13 protein-coding genes are annotated in these 15,248 nt (G+C 73.8%); 9 read left to right on the plus strand and 4 right to left on the minus strand.

The window, feature by feature from the left end; translation table 11 throughout:
* Positions 1–303: 303 nt before the first annotated feature.
* Positions 304–1,422, plus strand: coding sequence for a PP2C family protein-serine/threonine phosphatase (locus tag DDQ41_RS00500; RefSeq protein WP_109292651.1), 1,119 nt, complete (start codon positions 304–306; stop codon positions 1,420–1,422).
* Positions 1,423–1,475: 53 nt separating this feature from the next.
* Positions 1,476–2,435: a GNAT family N-acetyltransferase gene (locus tag DDQ41_RS00505; RefSeq protein WP_109292652.1), complete on the plus strand. Its 960-nt coding sequence runs from the start codon at positions 1,476–1,478 to the stop codon at positions 2,433–2,435.
* Positions 2,436–2,675: 240 nt separating this feature from the next.
* On the opposite strand, the gene DDQ41_RS00510 is transcribed toward DDQ41_RS00505, so the two are convergent.
* A complete protein-coding gene (locus DDQ41_RS00510; protein ID WP_109292653.1) occupies positions 2,676–2,921 on the minus strand; it encodes a hypothetical protein in 246 nt (81 codons plus the stop codon).
* A 255-nt stretch (positions 2,922–3,176) separates the two neighbouring features.
* Positions 3,177–4,484, minus strand: a complete 1,308-nt coding sequence (locus DDQ41_RS00515; protein ID WP_109292654.1) for an RCC1 domain-containing protein — start codon at positions 4,482–4,484, stop codon at positions 3,177–3,179.
* A gap of 564 nt (positions 4,485–5,048) precedes the next feature.
* Here DDQ41_RS00515 and DDQ41_RS00520 point away from each other — a divergent pair.
* From DDQ41_RS00520 to DDQ41_RS00540, 5 genes are all read left to right on the plus strand, one after another.
* A complete protein-coding gene (locus DDQ41_RS00520) occupies positions 5,049–5,282 on the plus strand; it encodes a hypothetical protein (protein ID WP_109292655.1) in 234 nt (77 codons plus the stop codon).
* 280 nt (positions 5,283–5,562) lie between these two features.
* A complete protein-coding gene (locus DDQ41_RS00525) occupies positions 5,563–6,156 on the plus strand; it encodes a dihydrofolate reductase family protein (protein ID WP_109292656.1) in 594 nt (197 codons plus the stop codon).
* 294 nt (positions 6,157–6,450) lie between these two features.
* A complete protein-coding gene (locus tag DDQ41_RS00530) occupies positions 6,451–8,004 on the plus strand; it encodes a hypothetical protein (protein WP_109292657.1) in 1,554 nt (517 codons plus the stop codon).
* 358 nt (positions 8,005–8,362) lie between these two features.
* The gene (locus DDQ41_RS00535; protein WP_262508312.1) at positions 8,363–8,839 is read left to right on the plus strand and encodes a hypothetical protein; all 477 of its coding nucleotides are present in this window, start codon (positions 8,363–8,365) and stop codon (positions 8,837–8,839) included.
* Positions 8,840–9,425: 586 nt separating this feature from the next.
* The gene (locus DDQ41_RS00540) at positions 9,426–9,647 is read left to right on the plus strand and encodes a hypothetical protein (protein ID WP_109292658.1); all 222 of its coding nucleotides are present in this window, start codon (positions 9,426–9,428) and stop codon (positions 9,645–9,647) included.
* 503 nt (positions 9,648–10,150) lie between these two features.
* Here the strand turns inward: DDQ41_RS00540 and DDQ41_RS00545 are convergent.
* Positions 10,151–10,741, minus strand: coding sequence for a TetR/AcrR family transcriptional regulator (locus DDQ41_RS00545; RefSeq protein WP_109292659.1), 591 nt, complete (start codon positions 10,739–10,741; stop codon positions 10,151–10,153).
* Between the two features lie 99 nt (positions 10,742–10,840).
* Between DDQ41_RS00545 and DDQ41_RS00550 the strand changes: the two genes are divergently transcribed.
* Both DDQ41_RS00550 and DDQ41_RS31150 read left to right on the plus strand, forming a co-directional pair.
* A complete protein-coding gene (locus DDQ41_RS00550) occupies positions 10,841–11,755 on the plus strand; it encodes an alpha/beta hydrolase family protein (RefSeq protein ID WP_109292660.1) in 915 nt (304 codons plus the stop codon).
* Positions 11,756–11,999: 244 nt separating this feature from the next.
* Positions 12,000–13,352: a DUF2255 family protein gene (locus DDQ41_RS31150; protein ID WP_162602605.1), complete on the plus strand. Its 1,353-nt coding sequence runs from the start codon at positions 12,000–12,002 to the stop codon at positions 13,350–13,352.
* A gap of 323 nt (positions 13,353–13,675) precedes the next feature.
* On the opposite strand, the gene DDQ41_RS00560 is transcribed toward DDQ41_RS31150, so the two are convergent.
* Positions 13,676–14,596, minus strand: coding sequence for a S1 family peptidase (locus DDQ41_RS00560; protein WP_109292661.1), 921 nt, complete (start codon positions 14,594–14,596; stop codon positions 13,676–13,678).
* Positions 14,597–15,248 lie beyond the last annotated feature (652 nt).

A 15,248-nucleotide genomic window follows, 5' to 3' on the forward strand; every position in this document is an offset into this window, starting at 1 on the left:
GGAATCCGCGCCGCGTCCCGGCCGTTCATCCGCCGCACCCGCCACCCGCCACAGCAACTCGCACTCGCACTCGCACTCGCACCGATCGAGGCGCATCCCGCGGCCCGTGGACCTCACTCCGCGCACCCCGCACCCCGCACCCCGTAAGCCCGCACCCCGTACCGGCCGGAGACGGCCCCCGTAAGCCCGCACCGGCCGGAGGCGGCCCCCGCCCGGTGCCCGGGTGCGGTCGGGATTCGTCGGCCGTCAGCTCAGCCGACAGGGCCCACCCCAACACCCCTTTGCCCGGATATGATGCATTTTGTGATCATGTTCGGTCGGCAGCGGCGCCCTCGTCGCCTCTACGGAGCCAGGTGGCAGGCTGCCCTGCTGTCGCCGGCGATCCTGACCGTCGTCATCACCTCGCTGGCGTTCTCCACACCGAGGGAGATCGCCTTCAGCAGGCTGCTGCCCGCCGCACCCGCGCTCGCCGCGGCCATGTGGCCCGTGCTCCCCACGCTCCTGCTGGGGGCGTTCTGCCTGGTGGTCATGGTCAGCCTGAGCTTCTTCTACACCGACCTGGGCATGCCCTACACCGGTGCGGCGATCATCCTGGTGACCCTGGCCGCGGGGTACGCGAGCCATGTCAGGATCCAGCGGGAGGAGGCTCTCTTCCACGTGCGGCTCGTCGCCGACGCCGCGCAGAAGGTCCTGCTGCGCCCGCTGCCGAGCCGTATCCACGACGTGGAGATCGAGTCGCTGTACCTGGCGGCCCAGGAGCAGGCCCGGATCGGAGGCGACTTCTACGAGGTGGCCGACACCCCCTACGGCGTACGGCTGCTCATCGGCGATGTCCGGGGCAAGGGCCTGTCGGCGGTCGGGGCCGCCTCGGCGGTGATCAACTGCTTCCGGGAGAACGCGTACGACCAGCCCGACCTCAGGGGGATCACCCGGCGGCTGGAGACCAGCATCACCCGCTACACCGCCGCGTTCCCCGCCCAGGACCTCCCCGAGCGCTTCGCCACCGCCCTGCTCGTCGAGATCCCGCGCTACGGCGGAGCCATCCGGATCCTCAACTGCGGCCACCCCCCGCCGATGCTCGTACACCGCGGTGAGATCCGCGTCCTGGAGCCGTCCACCCCGTCTCCGCCGCTGAATCTGGCGGCCCTCATCGGGGACTACTACCACGTCGACACCGTTCCCTTCCATCCGGGCGATCATCTGCTGCTGTACACGGACGGCGTGACGGAGACCCGGGACCGCGCCGGCGCGTTCTTCCCGCTGCCGGAGTGGATGCTGCGCAACGGCCCGGCGGCGCCGCGGGACCTGCTCGACCGGCTCCACCACGACCTGCTCCGCTACAGCGGCGGGCGGCTCGACGACGACATCGCCGCCCTCGCCGTGACCCGCCCCAACAGCCGGGGGCCGGGGAAGACGGCGTAGCCGCCGCGAAACTCCGTTGCGGTGCGGGCCCGGAGCGGCGGACAGTTGGCTCCATGACCACGCTCCCCTCCCCGCCGGCCGGTATCACCGTGCGTCCGGCGACGCTCGACGACGCGGCCGCGGTGTGCGCCCTCCTCAATGAGATCGACCTGCTGGAGATCGGCCGCGCCGACACCTCGCTGACGGAGGTCGAGGCCGATCTGAGGCATCCCGAGGTGGATCTGGGGCGCGACTCGTGGCTGCTCCTCGACGGCGGCCGGCTGGTCGGGTACGGGCTGCTCTGGGACGACTCGGGCCACGAGCGGATCGACATGGACCAGTACACACTCCCCGGCCGGGAGCAGGCCGCCGGCCACCTGTTCGACCTGATGGAGGCCCGGGCCGTGCAGCGGGCTGCGCTGAACGGCGCGCCGCGGGCGGTGGTGCACATGCACCTCAACACCACGCCCACCACGGACGTGGACGCCCTGCGCGGGCGGGGCTGGCACCCGGTCCGCCGCTACAACGTGCTGACCCGCCCGCTGTCACCCGCCGCCGACCCGGTGCCCGCGCCACCGCCCGGCGTGACGCTGCGGCCGTGCTCGGCGGAGGAGGACCGCAGGCGGGCCCACGCGGTGCTGCAGGCGTCGTTCGCCGACCACTTCGACTTCCAGCCGCGTACCTACGAGCAGTGGCTGGACGACGTCGACGCCGACCGGGCCGACTGGTCGCTCGTCTGGATCGCGCACGTCGACGGCATCGGGGACGCGGCCGCGGTGCGCACGCACGACAACCGCGCCTCCTCGGGCTGGATCGGCAACCTCGGCGTCGTCCGGGAGGCGCGGGGCCGGGGACTCGGGGGCCATCTGCTGCGCCACGCCTTCGGGCACTACGCGGCACTGGGGCGGGACCGCATGGGCCTCGGCGTCGACACCGACAACAGCAGCGGAGCCCTCGCCCTGTACGAGAGCCACGGCATGACGCTCGACTTCGCCGTCGACACCTGGGAGTTGACCCGGACCGCCGGCTCCTGAGGTCCGGCTGTACAACGGCCGCCCGGCACACCGGTGGTTCGTCCGTCCGGGGTACGCACACGATGTGCCCGGGCCCGGCGGTACGCCCGTGCCTCCCGGCAGCCGCGACCGGGACACACTCGTCCGGCTTCGGGCGCGGGCCGTCCGCCACGGGGGCGGCCCCGTGGCGGACGGCCCTCCGTACGTCTCCGGGCGCACCGCCTCCGGTGTTGCGGGCCCTCGGCTGCCAAGCCGGGGGTGCTACCGCCGGTGCGGGTAGTCGGGGTCCTCCTCGGCGCTCGGCAGATCCCGGTGCCCGTCGTTCCAGGGGTTCGTCCACCCGCACACCCCGCACGCGTACCGGCCGTTGATGCCGGACAGGCGGGTGCCGCAACGTTCGCAGTCGGTAGCGGTGATCTGGAGCGCTCCGTCGTGGGCGAGATAGGCGGCGGGCGGCAGTTCCTCGACCCTCGGGGGCCATGCACGACGACGGGGGCGGCTGCTCATGCGAGGGAGCGTACCTGCGAGGGGACGGTCGCCGCGGGCGGGGCCCCTGGCCCTGCCCCGGATGCGCCCGCGCCCGCGCCCGCGTCCCGACGAAGCGGGCACTCGGGGGCCGCCGACGGAACCGCCGCGGTCCGTACGTCGGCGACGACGGCGACGGAGGAGGAGGAGGCGACGGAGGCGAGGGGCACGAGAGCGGCGCGAGAAGCGGGCGAGGCGAGAGGGGACGGCGACGGCGAGGGGCACGGCGGCGGGGGCTCAGCCCGCCAGGCTGTGTCCACCGCCTGCCGCGATACGGGTGACCTTCCCGATGGCGGTCGTCACGCCCACGGGGATGCTGCTGTCGGCGGTGGTCGCGTCGCCGAGCTGCCCTTGGCCGTTCTCGCCCCAGGCCTTGACGACGGTGGTCCGGGGACCGGCCGGCCCGCCGCCGGGTAGGGACCGCCCGTTCACGGGGAGCCCGTAGGGCCGGTCGTCGCAGCCGCAGGACGCCGGGCCTTGGCCGCGGCAGTCACAGGAGGACGTCACAGCGAGGTTGTGCCCCTCGTCGCTGGCGACGGCGGTCACCCCGCTGAGGCCGAGCACCCGTACCGGGACGGTGCTGTCGGTCGTGGTGCCGTCGCCGAGCTGCCCCGAGGCGTTCTCGCCCCAGGCCCACACCGTGCCGTCGCCCGCCAGTGCGAGGCTGTGGCCGAGTCCCGCCGCGACGGCCTCGACCCCGGTGAGTGCCTGTACCTCCACCGGAGTCGTGCTGTTGATGTTGGTGCCGTTGCCCAGCTGGCCCGAGAAGTTGTCACCCCAGGCCAGCACCGTGCCGCCCCGCGCGACGGCGAGGCTGTGGTTGCCGCCGGCGGCCACCGCCCGGGCCCGGGTGATGCCCGGCGTCCGGACGGGGATGGCGCTGTCGGCGAGCCTGCCGTTGCCGAGCTGGCCGTGGTCGTTGTCACCCCACGCCCACACGGTGCCGTCCCGCAGCAGAGCGACGGCGTGGTTGTCGCCTCCGGCGACGGACTTCACCCCGGAGAGCCCGTGTACCTGCACGGGCAGCGAACTGTCGGCGCGCGTGCCGTCCCCCAGCTGGCCGTGGTCGTTGTCACCCCACGCCCGCACCGTGCCGTCCCGCAGCAGCGCCAGGCTGAAGTCGTCGCCCGCCGCGACGGCCTTCACACCGGTGAGGCCGAGGACCCGCACGGGGGTGCCGCTGTCGGCGAACCTGCCGTTGCCGAGCTGGCCGTGGTCGTTGCCGCCCCACGCCCACACGGTGCCGTCCCGCAGCAGCGCCAGACTGTGTCCGAGGCCTGCGGCGAGGTCCCTGATCCCGGTCAGGCCCGGCACGACTACGGGCACGGTGCTGCCGGTGCCGTCGCCGGTGCCGAGCTGGCCGTCGTCGTTGCCGCCCCACGCCTGCGCGAACGGCACTGCACCACCGCCGTCGCCGGACGGGCCGGCCGCGTGGGCGCCCGGCACCCAGACCAGCACCGCCGCCAGCACCGCCGCCAACGCGGCGGCCGGCACCCTGCCGGTACGGTCCGCGGCGCGGCGCGGCGACGGTTTCGGCTCACCCATGACACGTTCCCCTCTCGTCCGGTCCCGCCCCGCCGTTTCCCGGCGGTACGGGATCCGCTGAAATCGGTCACAGGCATACCAGTCGGCCCCTTCCAGCCCGGCGCGACACGTGCGGGCTCCTCTCACCGTGCCCGGGCGGGCCCACCGCCGGCGTGGTCGCGGACCCGCCGCGCCGACCGAATCCGGTCGGGGCGCCGGAATCCGGTCGGGGGCGCCGGCGCGGGGCGTTGGGCCCGGGCACCCGGTGCGCAAGCGGAGGCGGCGGGCCCGCACCGGGCACGGATGTGCCAACAGCGTCCGGGCACGGTGGGGGCCGGGCGGACGCGGAGCGGATGGCGGGAGGGTTCCCACCGCCCGCAGTGGGGCCGGGAGGGTGGCGCGTGCAGGCCCGTCGGCCCCGGTGGGGCCGGGAGGGTGGCGCGTGTAGGCCCGTCGGCCCCGGTGGGGCCGGGAGGGTGGCGCGTGTAGGCCCGTCGGCCGTGCGCTCGTCCGTGTCGGCGGGGTCCGCGAGCCGTCACTCGCTACCTTCCGGTCACCAACCCCCGGAGCGCGAAGGGCACAGCCATGGCCAGGTGCGAAGTCTGCGGCAACGACTACGAGATGTCGTTCGAGGTGCACGCCGCCGGGGCGGTTCACACGTTCGACAGTATCGAGTGCGCGGCCCAGCGAATGGCACCGATGTGCGAGAACTGCGGGTGCCGGATCCTGGGGCACGGGCTGCAGGCCGACGGGCAGTTCTTCTGCTGTGCGCACTGCGCCCGCCGGAAGGGCGTCCGGGAACTCGCCGACCACGCCTGACGGTGAGGGTGTGACGCGGTGACGCTCCTGGCGGAGCGCCCCCTCGCCGGACCGGCGTCCTGTCAGAGGCGGCCCCCGGGTCGTTCCGCCCGCGGCGCAGAGATCCGTTCCGCCGCGCCGGCCCGCGCGTCCCCGGTGCTCCGTCTCGGCCCGGGCCGCGCGGCGGGCCGGACCCCCGCACCCGGTTTCGGGGTGTTGGCGGAGGGCACGCGATGAACTTTCGCCCTCCGCGCCGTCTCACCTCACGTAGTCCACCGGAACAGAGCAGAGGAGCACTCCCATGCGCATCGTCATCATCGAGTTCATCAGCCTGGACGGGGTCGTACAGGCCCCCGGTGGTCCCGATGAGGACACCGAGGGCGGCTTCGCACACGGCGGCTGGTCACACCAGTTCTTCGACCCGGAGACGGTGGGCGGTGCGTTCGACGAGGCACTGAAGAAGGCGGAGGGGCTGCTGTTCGGGCGCCGCACCTGGCAGACGATGGCGGCCGCGTGGCCGGAGCGGGCGGGGGACCCCTTCGCCGACAGGATGAACGCGCTCCCGAAGTACGTCGTCTCGCAGACGCTGGGCGAGGACAGGCTGACCTGGCACAACACCAGGCGCATCCCCGGCGACGAGGCCGTCGCCCGGATCCGGGAGCTGCGCGGGACCGAGGGGGGCGACCTGGTCGTCATGGGCAGCCCGACCCTGGCGCGCACCCTCATCGGCGAGGGGCTGGCCGACGAACTCCGGCTGCTGGTCATGCCGGTGCTCCTCGGCGGCGGGAAGAGCGTCTTCCCCGACGACGGCGGCAAGCGCACCCTGGAGCTGGTCTCCGCGGTCACCAGCGGCACCGGTGTGCACGTGTGCGTCTACCGACCCGCCGCGGAGTAGCGGCCGTACGGGTCGGCCACGCCGCCGTCCGTCCCGGGCGGAGCAGGTGCCCCCGTGTCGGAAAGCCGACCGGTCTCGGGCGCACCGGGGCCGGTGCCGTGCGCCGCCCGCGGGAACCCGGGCACGGCGAAGCACGGCGTTCGGGGCCTCCCGGGTGACGAGCCCCACCCGTTCGGACGGGTGCCGTGGGCCGACTGCCCCGCCGGTGTGGTGGCGGCGCCGCGACGGGCGCAGCGTGACAGCACGGGACGGAGACACCAGGAGAGCCGTCCACGTTCTGCGACGGGGACGGGCATGGATCATTCGGGCTTGCTACCCGGCCACCGGGGCGGTGTGCCGGGCGGAGGCGGACCCGCGAGCGGCTGGGCGTCCCACCGGACCGGCCTGCTTCTGGCGCGCGCCCGCCGCTGGCCCTGGCCCCCGCTGGCCGTCTCCGCGGTCTTCGCGCTCACCCAGCTGATCGTCTCGGTACCGGGTGTGGGGCTCGGCTGGGACGAGACGGTGTACGTCAGCCAGGTGAGTCCCGAGGCGCCGGCGGCCTTCTTCAGCGCGCCACGCGCCCGGGGCATCTCGTACCTCGTCGCCCCCTTCACCGCCGTCACACCCTCCGTGGCGGCCCTGCGCGTGTGTCTGGCGCTGCTCTCCGGCTGCGCGCTGTTCGTGGCGCTGCGGGCGTGGCGCGGGCTGCTGCCCACCGTCGTGGTCGCCACCGGCGGAGCCCTGTTCGCCGGACTCTGGGTCACGGTGTTCTACGGGCCCCAGGTGATGCCGAACCTGTGGGTGGCATTCGGTGCGCTCGCCGCCGCGGGCTGCTTCCTGCGTGCTGCCCGGGACCCCGGTGACGGCCGGGCGCTCACCGGCCTCGGCGCCGCGGCGGCCTTCGTGGCGCTGATGCGGCCGGCCGACGCGGTGTGGCTGGTCCTGCCGCTCGCCGCCGCCGCACTGGTGCTGCGGCTACGCCACCGGATCGCCCTGATCGCGGTGCCGGCGGCCGGTGCCGCCCTGGGCGGCGCCGGGTGGATCGTCGAGGCGTACCTGCGGTACGGGGGACTCGGTGCACGGCTGCGGCGCGCGAGTGAGATCCAGGGCCACCTGGGCCTGCACTTCGCCGTCGACGACCATGTGCGCGCCCTGGGCGGCAGGACGCTGTGCCGCCCCTGCCACGTGGCCTGGGAGCACCCGACCGCGTCCCTGTGGTTCCTCGCGCTGCCCGTGGTCGTGGCGGCCGGCCTCCTCGCCGCCCGGCGGACGGCCTACCGCACGGAGATCGCGGTCGCGGCGGCGGTGGGGGTGTCCATGGCCCTGCCGTACCTCTTCACCGTCGACTACGCGGCCCCGCGGTTCCTGCTACCCGCCTACGCGCTGCTGGCCCTTCCGGCGGCCGTGGCGCTGACGGCGGCGTTCCGCGCGAGGGCGCACGGTCGGAACGTCCTCGTCGGTGTGCTGGCCGCGGCCCTCGCGGGCCACCTCTGGGTCCAGTACCGGCTGCTCGACGGGGTCGCGGACCGGGTGCGCACGGACACGGTGGCCTTCGGCCGCGTCGCCGCGGAGCTGCGGGCCCAGGGGATGCGGCCACCGTGCGTCGTCTCCGGCGAGGAGGCCGTGCGCGTCGCGTTCCGCACCGGATGCGCCTCCCGCCAGCCCTCCGGCCACGACGCGAGCATCACGCCCGCCGCTCTCGGCCGGGCGGCGATGGAGCGGCCGGTCGCGGTGCTCGTCTCCGGGGGGAAACCGCCTCCGGCGTTCGCCCGCGGCTGGCGCGAGCACCGCCTCCCCGACCTGCGTTCGCGGACCGGCCACCGGGCCTATCTCTCCCCCGCCGTGGTCCCGGGACGGCCCGCGCCGTGATCTGCGCGGGAACCGGCGCGGGAAGCATCATGGGAACCAGCGCGGGCGGGACGGCGGCGCGGGCGGGACGGCGGCGCGGGCGGGACGGCGGCGCCGCGGCCCGGAACGGCGAAGACGGAGGGCGCCGCCGGGTACCGCCGGAACCGGGACGGAGGGCGCCGTCGGGGAACCGCCGGAACCGGAGCCGGTGCCGCGGCGTCGGGATCGGCCGGCGCCCTCCCGGAAGCGGCATACGGCACGGGGAAACCGGTCAACCCCGCGTACAGCCTGCGGACATGACGGGATGACATAAACTCGGCCGGGGAGACCGAGGACGGGCGGCACTGAGCCCGAGAAGGCGGGGAAGGGCACGGTGGCCATGTCGACATCCTGGCCGCAATGGCGCCAGGACTCACCGGAGCTGTCCTCCGAGGGGCACCCCTTCCTGCTGGTCACGCTGCGCATGACCGTCCCCAGTGGCAGGAAGTGGCAGCAGTACCGCTTCGTCGAGAACCACGACCTGCGCTCCCGGCTCGTCCCCCTGCTCGGCACCCTGCCCCTGAGCCACTCGCTGCTGCAGGAGCCGCACGGCGGCCAGCCCTGCCGGTTCAGCGATCCGGCCGTGCGGCTCTGGCGGGACGACGACTCCGACCGCTGGCCCAACACCCTGTACCGGTCCTTCGCCGAAGCGGACGGGCCACGCCGCGGGCTCGGCGAGGTGACGGTGACGCTGCGGCTGCACAGCCGGAACGGCTTCGTACGCGAGGTCTCCCGCACCGTCAGCGAGTGCAACGTCCGGGCGGACGGGCAGTTGCTGCGCACCCAGGTGCCGAACGTCGTGCAGCCCGACGGCTGACGCGGCGGCGCTGCGGCGCGGGCCGGGCCGGACGGGCCGGGCCGGACGGGACCGGAACGGAACGCCGGACAGGGGTCCGGCCCCGGCGCACGGTCCACGGTGCGCGGCACCCGGCAGACGCCCGCCCACGGGTCCGGGCGAGGGCCGTCACACTCCTCACCCGGACACCTTCGAGCGTACGGCGCACTGCATACGGGACACGGGACACGGCGTAGGGGGCGGCCGGGGGCGGGCGCTACCCCGTGGTCCTTCGCCCCCTCGCCCCTTCTGCCCTACTGCCCTACTGCCCTTCTTTCCCTCCGTGCGGTGGGCAGCGGACCCCTGCGGGAACGCCTCTGCGGACTGCGGGGGCGGTGCGATGCGGTGCGGTGCGATGCGGGCAGGCGAGGGTCTCGTCGATGAGCCGCTCCACCCAGAGCCGCGCGCCGTCGGCCTCGACGTGCCCGCCCGTGACCGGCACCGCCTCCCCCGTGGTCGGGGCAGCGGGTGCCCGGTGCCAGGGCGTCGGCTGCTCCCGGCCACCGGGGCGATACCCGTCCGGGCGTGTCCGGATGCGTTCCGACCGGTCCGGACGGACCCTGGGATCATGGGCACGAATCCGCCTGTGATCGTTCATCCGATCGAGCCGAACGGGGGCAGACCGGTGACGATCCGAGGAGAGCCGGTCGGCACCGCGCACGACCTGTTCGACGTGCTGGAGTTCCTCCGCCGCGCGAATCTGCCGGAGACCGACACCGCGGTCGACGACCCGGCGCTGATCGAGTGGCGGGGCGGCGGCCCGCAGTCGTGGGCCGAGTCCCCTCCGTGACGGTGTGGATGGCCGTCCGGCGCCGCTTGCCCCGCCTCCGAGATCGGCCCCGTCCGGGATCAGCCCTGCCTCGGGGATCAGCCCCGCCTCCGGGATCAGCCCCGCCTCCGGGATCAGCGACGCCTCCGGGCCTGTTCGGCGATGGGAGTGCCGGTGACTCCTGATCGGGCTCCTTACTGCGCACCGGGCACCGCAGCCTTCGCAGGTCACATCGCGCACGATCCATGAGTCGCAGCATGAACGGACTGGGCGGCCTCCGGCCGGGCACGGGCGGCACGTCTACCGTGACCGATCTCCGCGACTCAGTCCGAAGGCCTGCCGGCCGTCACTCCAGCGGCCACGACCGACGCCGTGGTGGTCGGCCTGGGCTGCGGAGGTGTTTCGCCGTTTGTCGGCCGACGGCCGATCGGACGGGAAACCCGCAGGCGGGACGTGGTTCCGGCGAACTCGGCCGCTGTCGACCTGTTCGCCCGGGAGCGTGGGGGCGAGGCGGGTCTTCGTCGTCAGGCCGCCACGGGACCGTCCGGGGGCATGGTCGTCCGGCAGCCGGCAAGGAGCCGGGCGACCATGGCCCGCGCGTGCTCACGGTCGTATCCCGGGCCCAGGATGCACAGGTTGCCGACCGCTCGCATCAGTGTGTACGCGGTGACGTCCGGGTCGAACTCGCCCCGGGCCGTCCCGGCGTCGAGGAGCGAGGCGCAGGCCGGGACCAGTGTGTCGAGCATCAAGGAGTGCAGACTCTGCAGGCCGGGGTCCTCGGACTGGAGTGCCGCCCCCAGTCCGTGCTTCGTGACGAGGAACTCCACGAACGCGTCCATCCATCGCGACAGGGCCTCGCCCGGCCTCGGCGACCCGGCGAGATCGGCGGCGAGTCGCGCGCACTCGTCCACCTGGTGCCGGTAGACGGCTACGACCAGCTCCGCCCGGGTGGGGAAGTGGCGGTACACGGTGCCCAGGCCCACGCCGGCCCGGCCGGCGATGTCGCGGATGGGCGCCTGGACCCCCTGCTCGACGAACACCTGCGCCGCGGCCGCGAGCAGGGACTGGCGAGTGCGCTCGGCGCCCGCTGCTCTGGAGCCGGCTGATCGGGACAAGATCTCACCTCTGGTTCGCGGAACATTGTTCCGCTGCTGTGGGCGGAACGTCGTTCCGCCAAGTATGCGGCACGCGCCTTTCTCACAGGAAGTCCGCACATGTTCACTCCTGCGCAATCCCGGACGAAGACCGTCGCGATCAAGCCCATCACCGTTCCCACCGGTGACCGGGCGGTGCCCCCGCAGGTCAAGGTGACCGCACCGGCCGAGGGCCGCGGCCTTCCGGTCATCGTGTTCTCCCATGGCAACGCGTGGTCGATGGACGGCTACGGGCCGCTGGTCGACCGTTGGGCCGCCGCCGGCTTCGTCGTCGTGCAGCCGACCCACCTGGACTCGCGCCGCAACGCCATAGGGTTCGACGATCCGCGCTTCGGCACCATCTGGCGCGTGCGCATCGATGACCTCCGCGCGGTGCTGGACCACCTCGACGCCATCCTGGCCGAGGCAGGCGACCTGATCGACCGCGCCGACCGGACGAGCGTCGCCGTCGTCGGACACTCCTGGGGAGCCCAGACCGTCGGCACCCTGCTGGGCGCCCGCGTGTTCGACGCCCAGGGCACCGCGGGCGAGGACTTCTCCCACGGCGGAGCGAAGGCGGGCGTGCTCATCGCGGCGACCGGCTCGGGCGACTCGCTCACGCCGTTCGCCGTCGAGCACCTGCCCTTCATGAGGCCGGACTACTCCACCATGACCACGCCGGCGCTCGTCATCGCGGGCGACAAGGACCAATCGAAGATGTCCACGCGGGGACCGGACTGGTTCCTCGACGCCTTCGAACTCAGCCCCGCCCCCAAGCACCTCCTCGTCGTCCCCGGCGGAGAGCACACCCTGGGCGGCATCGCCGGTGAGGCCGTGAGCGAGACCACCGACACGGACGCCGACCGGGTCGCCCTCGTCGCCGACGCCGTCACCGCGTATCTCCTCGACGCCCTCGACCGCGACCCCGATGCGTGGTCCCGCTTCCGCGCCGACACCGAAGCCGTCGAGAAGGCGTCCTTCCAGCACAAGGACTGACCCGGCCCGGTACCGCCCCTTGACGGCCCGGTACCGCCCCTCCCGCCCCCTCCCGGCCCGTCGCGCGCCGCACGGCAGCGGCGGGCCGGGAGGCCTCTCGCACCCACCGCGCCGGTGACGCACCGAAGCCCGGCGGCCAAAGCCTGGCCAGAGCCAGAAGTCCGCGACGAGCCAAACCCTGATCAGCCGCTGGTCCCGTGCTCCGGAGCATCGCCCCTCAGGTTTCGCAGCCCCTGGAGATTCCATGACCGACCACATCGCCATCCCCGCCCGCGCGGGCGACGACCTGTCCGGACCGCTGGTTTCGGTCGCTCCGGTCGCCTTCCCCTCCCGCGACCGCCCGGCGGAACTGCAGGTACGACTGACCGCGCCGATGACGGACCGGGCGCCGCCCATCGTCGTCCTGTCGCACGGGCACGGTCCGTCCCAGTACGTCTCGTCGCTCTACGGCTACGCCCCGCTCGCCAACCATCTCGCGGCCAGCGGGTTCGCGGTCCTCCAGCCGACCCACCTGGACTCGGCCACCCTCGGCCTGCGGCACGCCGACAGCCCCGAAGCCCCCTTGTACCGGCGCTCCCGCGCAGGCGACGTGTCGTCGGTGCTGGACCACCTGGGTGTTCTCCAAGAGGTCGTCCCGGACGTAGCGGCCCGCATGGACACCGGCAGGATCGCCGTCGTCGGCCATTCGATGGGCGGCCACACGGCGAGCATGGTACTGGGCGCCCTGCCGCGCGACCCCGCCACGGGGCACAGGGTGAACGCGAGGGACGGGCGAGTGGGCGCCGGAGTGGTGATGGCCGCGCCGGGACGCGGAGGTGATGCCCTCAATCCCCGTGCCGCCCGTCACCACCCCGTCCTCAACGACACCGACTTCACCACCATGGCACCCCCGACCCTGGTCGTAGCGAGGGACCAGGACCACGCCCACCACCTGAACGTCGTCGGGGCCGCGTGGCAGACCGACGCCTTTCACCTGTCGCCCGGGCCCAAGTTCCTTCTCGACGTCCACGGCGGTGAGCACAGCCTCGGAGGAATATCCGGCTACGACTCCGCGGAGACGACGGACGGGAGCCTCACCCGCGCACTCCTGGTCCTGGAGACCACCGCGGCGTTCCTGCGCACCCGACTGGGCGTCGACGACCGGGCGTGGAGCGTGGCGACGGCACGGCTGGCCCGCGAACACGCCGCCTCCGCAACGGTGCACGAGAAGCGGAAGGACGTTCCCCGATGGACGGACGCACAGCTGCGCCGCGTCCAGCAGGGCGACGACTCCCACATCGCGCCGGATCGGGACGCCGACCGGACGCCCGGCCGATTCGTCTGGGTGTGGGCGGTGGCCCTCGGCGGCGACGTCTACACCAAGTCGGCGACGCGGAACTCGCGGTGGTTCCACTCCGCCGTGACATATGGGCGCGGTGCGGTCGCCGTCGCGGACGGGGAACCGCGGGTGGAGTTCTCCCGGGTCGACGACGAGGCGGCGAAGGACCGGGCCGACGAGGCGTTCCGCGCCAAGTACTCCAAGGATCCGTACTTCTCCGAGGACCTGCTCAAGAACTCGCGACACCAGATCGCCCGCATCCGCCCTCTCGGCCCCTGACGGGCCCGCACGGTCGTGTGACGTCCTGCGTACGACGGTACTCAGGACACCTGGATGCCACCGTCGCGGGAGAGGACGACTCCGGTGATGCGGGAGGCGCGGTCGCCGAGCAGCCGGACGACGGGGCGGGTACGGGGCGGGCACACTCCGGCGGATACGGGGCGGGTACGGGGGCACACTCGGGCGGGTCCGGTGGCGGTCCGGGGTCCCCGGTCGGTCAGCCAGAGCACGGAGGGGCCTGGGCCGTCGGGACGGCCGGACGAGGAGGCCGGCGGCCCGCTCGAGGCGGACCGCCGGCCGTTGTGCCCGGGGTGGCGAGGAGGTCAGAAGACGCTCACGCCGTAGGCGCTCAGCGCCTCGGTGACCGGCTGGAAGAACGTGGTGCCGCCGGACGAGCAGTTGCCGCTGCCGCCCGACGTCAGGCCGAGGGCCGTCGAGCCCGCGAACAGGGGGCCGCCGCTGTCGCCGGGCTCGGCGCAGACGTTGGTCTGGATCATGCCGTAGACGACGTCGCCGCCACCGTAGTTGACGGTGGCGTTGAGTCCGGTGACCGTGCCGCCGCGCAGGCCGGTGGTGCTGCCGCTGCGCTGGACGGACTGGCCGACGTACGCGTTTCCGGCGGATGTGATGTCGCGGTAGGAGCCGTTGTACAGGTACACACGGCCGTCCGCGGCCGAGGGGTTGGAGTGGCGGATGATGCCGTAGTCGTTGACCGGGAAGCTCGATCCGGTGCGGGTGCCGAGCAGGGTGGTCTGGGAGGAGTTGGTGTACCAGGTGCCGGCGATGTCGGTGCAGTGTCCGGCCGTCAGGGCGGAGTAGGTGCTGCCGCTGCGGACGTTGAAGCCGAGCGAGCAGCGGCCGCCGCCGCCGGCGTAGATGGCCTGCCCGCCCGCGATGAGCTTGCTGAAGGTGCCCGGGGTCCGCTGGATCTCGAGGGCCGAGGCACGGCTGCCGGCGGCCTCCCTGATCTCCGCCAGTTCGGCGGCGGAGACTGTGGAGTCCGCGGTCAGGACGAGCTTTCCGGACCTGGCGTCGGTGTACCAGGCCGTACCCGGGATGTCGGACTTCAGTACGGCGTCGCTGACCTGGGCGAGGGTGGCGGCGGTCGCCCGCGGCGCGGGGGCGGTGTCGGCTGCCGCGCTGGGAGCCGCAAGCGCGACTGCCGCCAGCAGGGCGGAGGCGACGGCGGTCAGCCGCGCGCCTCTCGCGAAGCGGCCGTGGGGGGTGAAGCGCCTGATGTTCACTGCATCCTCCAGTGGGGGTTGCCGAGGACCCGTTGGGTGGACGGGCCCCGGCACCGAGCAGGTGGGACGGAACGGGATCTCCGCCATGCCCCTGTCAATGCCGTCGGCTACGGATCCTGGCTTCCGTTTGCACCCTGGACAAGATCGCCTTTCGGTCGCTCTACGCGCGTCCAACGGGCCGGGCGAAGAGCAGACCGTTTGCCGGACTTGACCTCGCTGGGGTTCCGCTCGCGGAAACGGCCGGTTTCCGCGCGCCACACCGAACCGAGCGGAACCACCGCTTCATTTGCTCGCCGGGAAGAGCCGGGAACGGGGCTCCCCGCAGCGCCGGTGTCCGCACCGGCCCGCCTCCGCCCCGGCCCCGGGGAGCGGCTCCGGCCGGACCGCCATAGAGGCAGTTCAGAGTTCAACCGTGCCGGTTCCGGAGGGAACCGGCCCCCGCGGGCGGGCTGGCGAAGGCCGCACCCGGCCGCTCCGCCAAGGGCGGGCGGCCGCCATGACTTCCGCAACTCCGGGCACCGGCCCCGGCGGGGGCGCCGACCGGCCGCGAGCGGATCATGGCCGAATGCATGCCACACGGGATGGGGCCGCGACGGGGCGGCCCGTTCATGAGCCCCGCCCCCTTATGTGCGTCTCGGCCCCTTTCGGCGGA

The organism is Streptomyces spongiicola, from assembly GCF_003122365.1.
GTDB lineage: Bacteria > Actinomycetota > Actinomycetes > Streptomycetales > Streptomycetaceae > Streptomyces > Streptomyces spongiicola.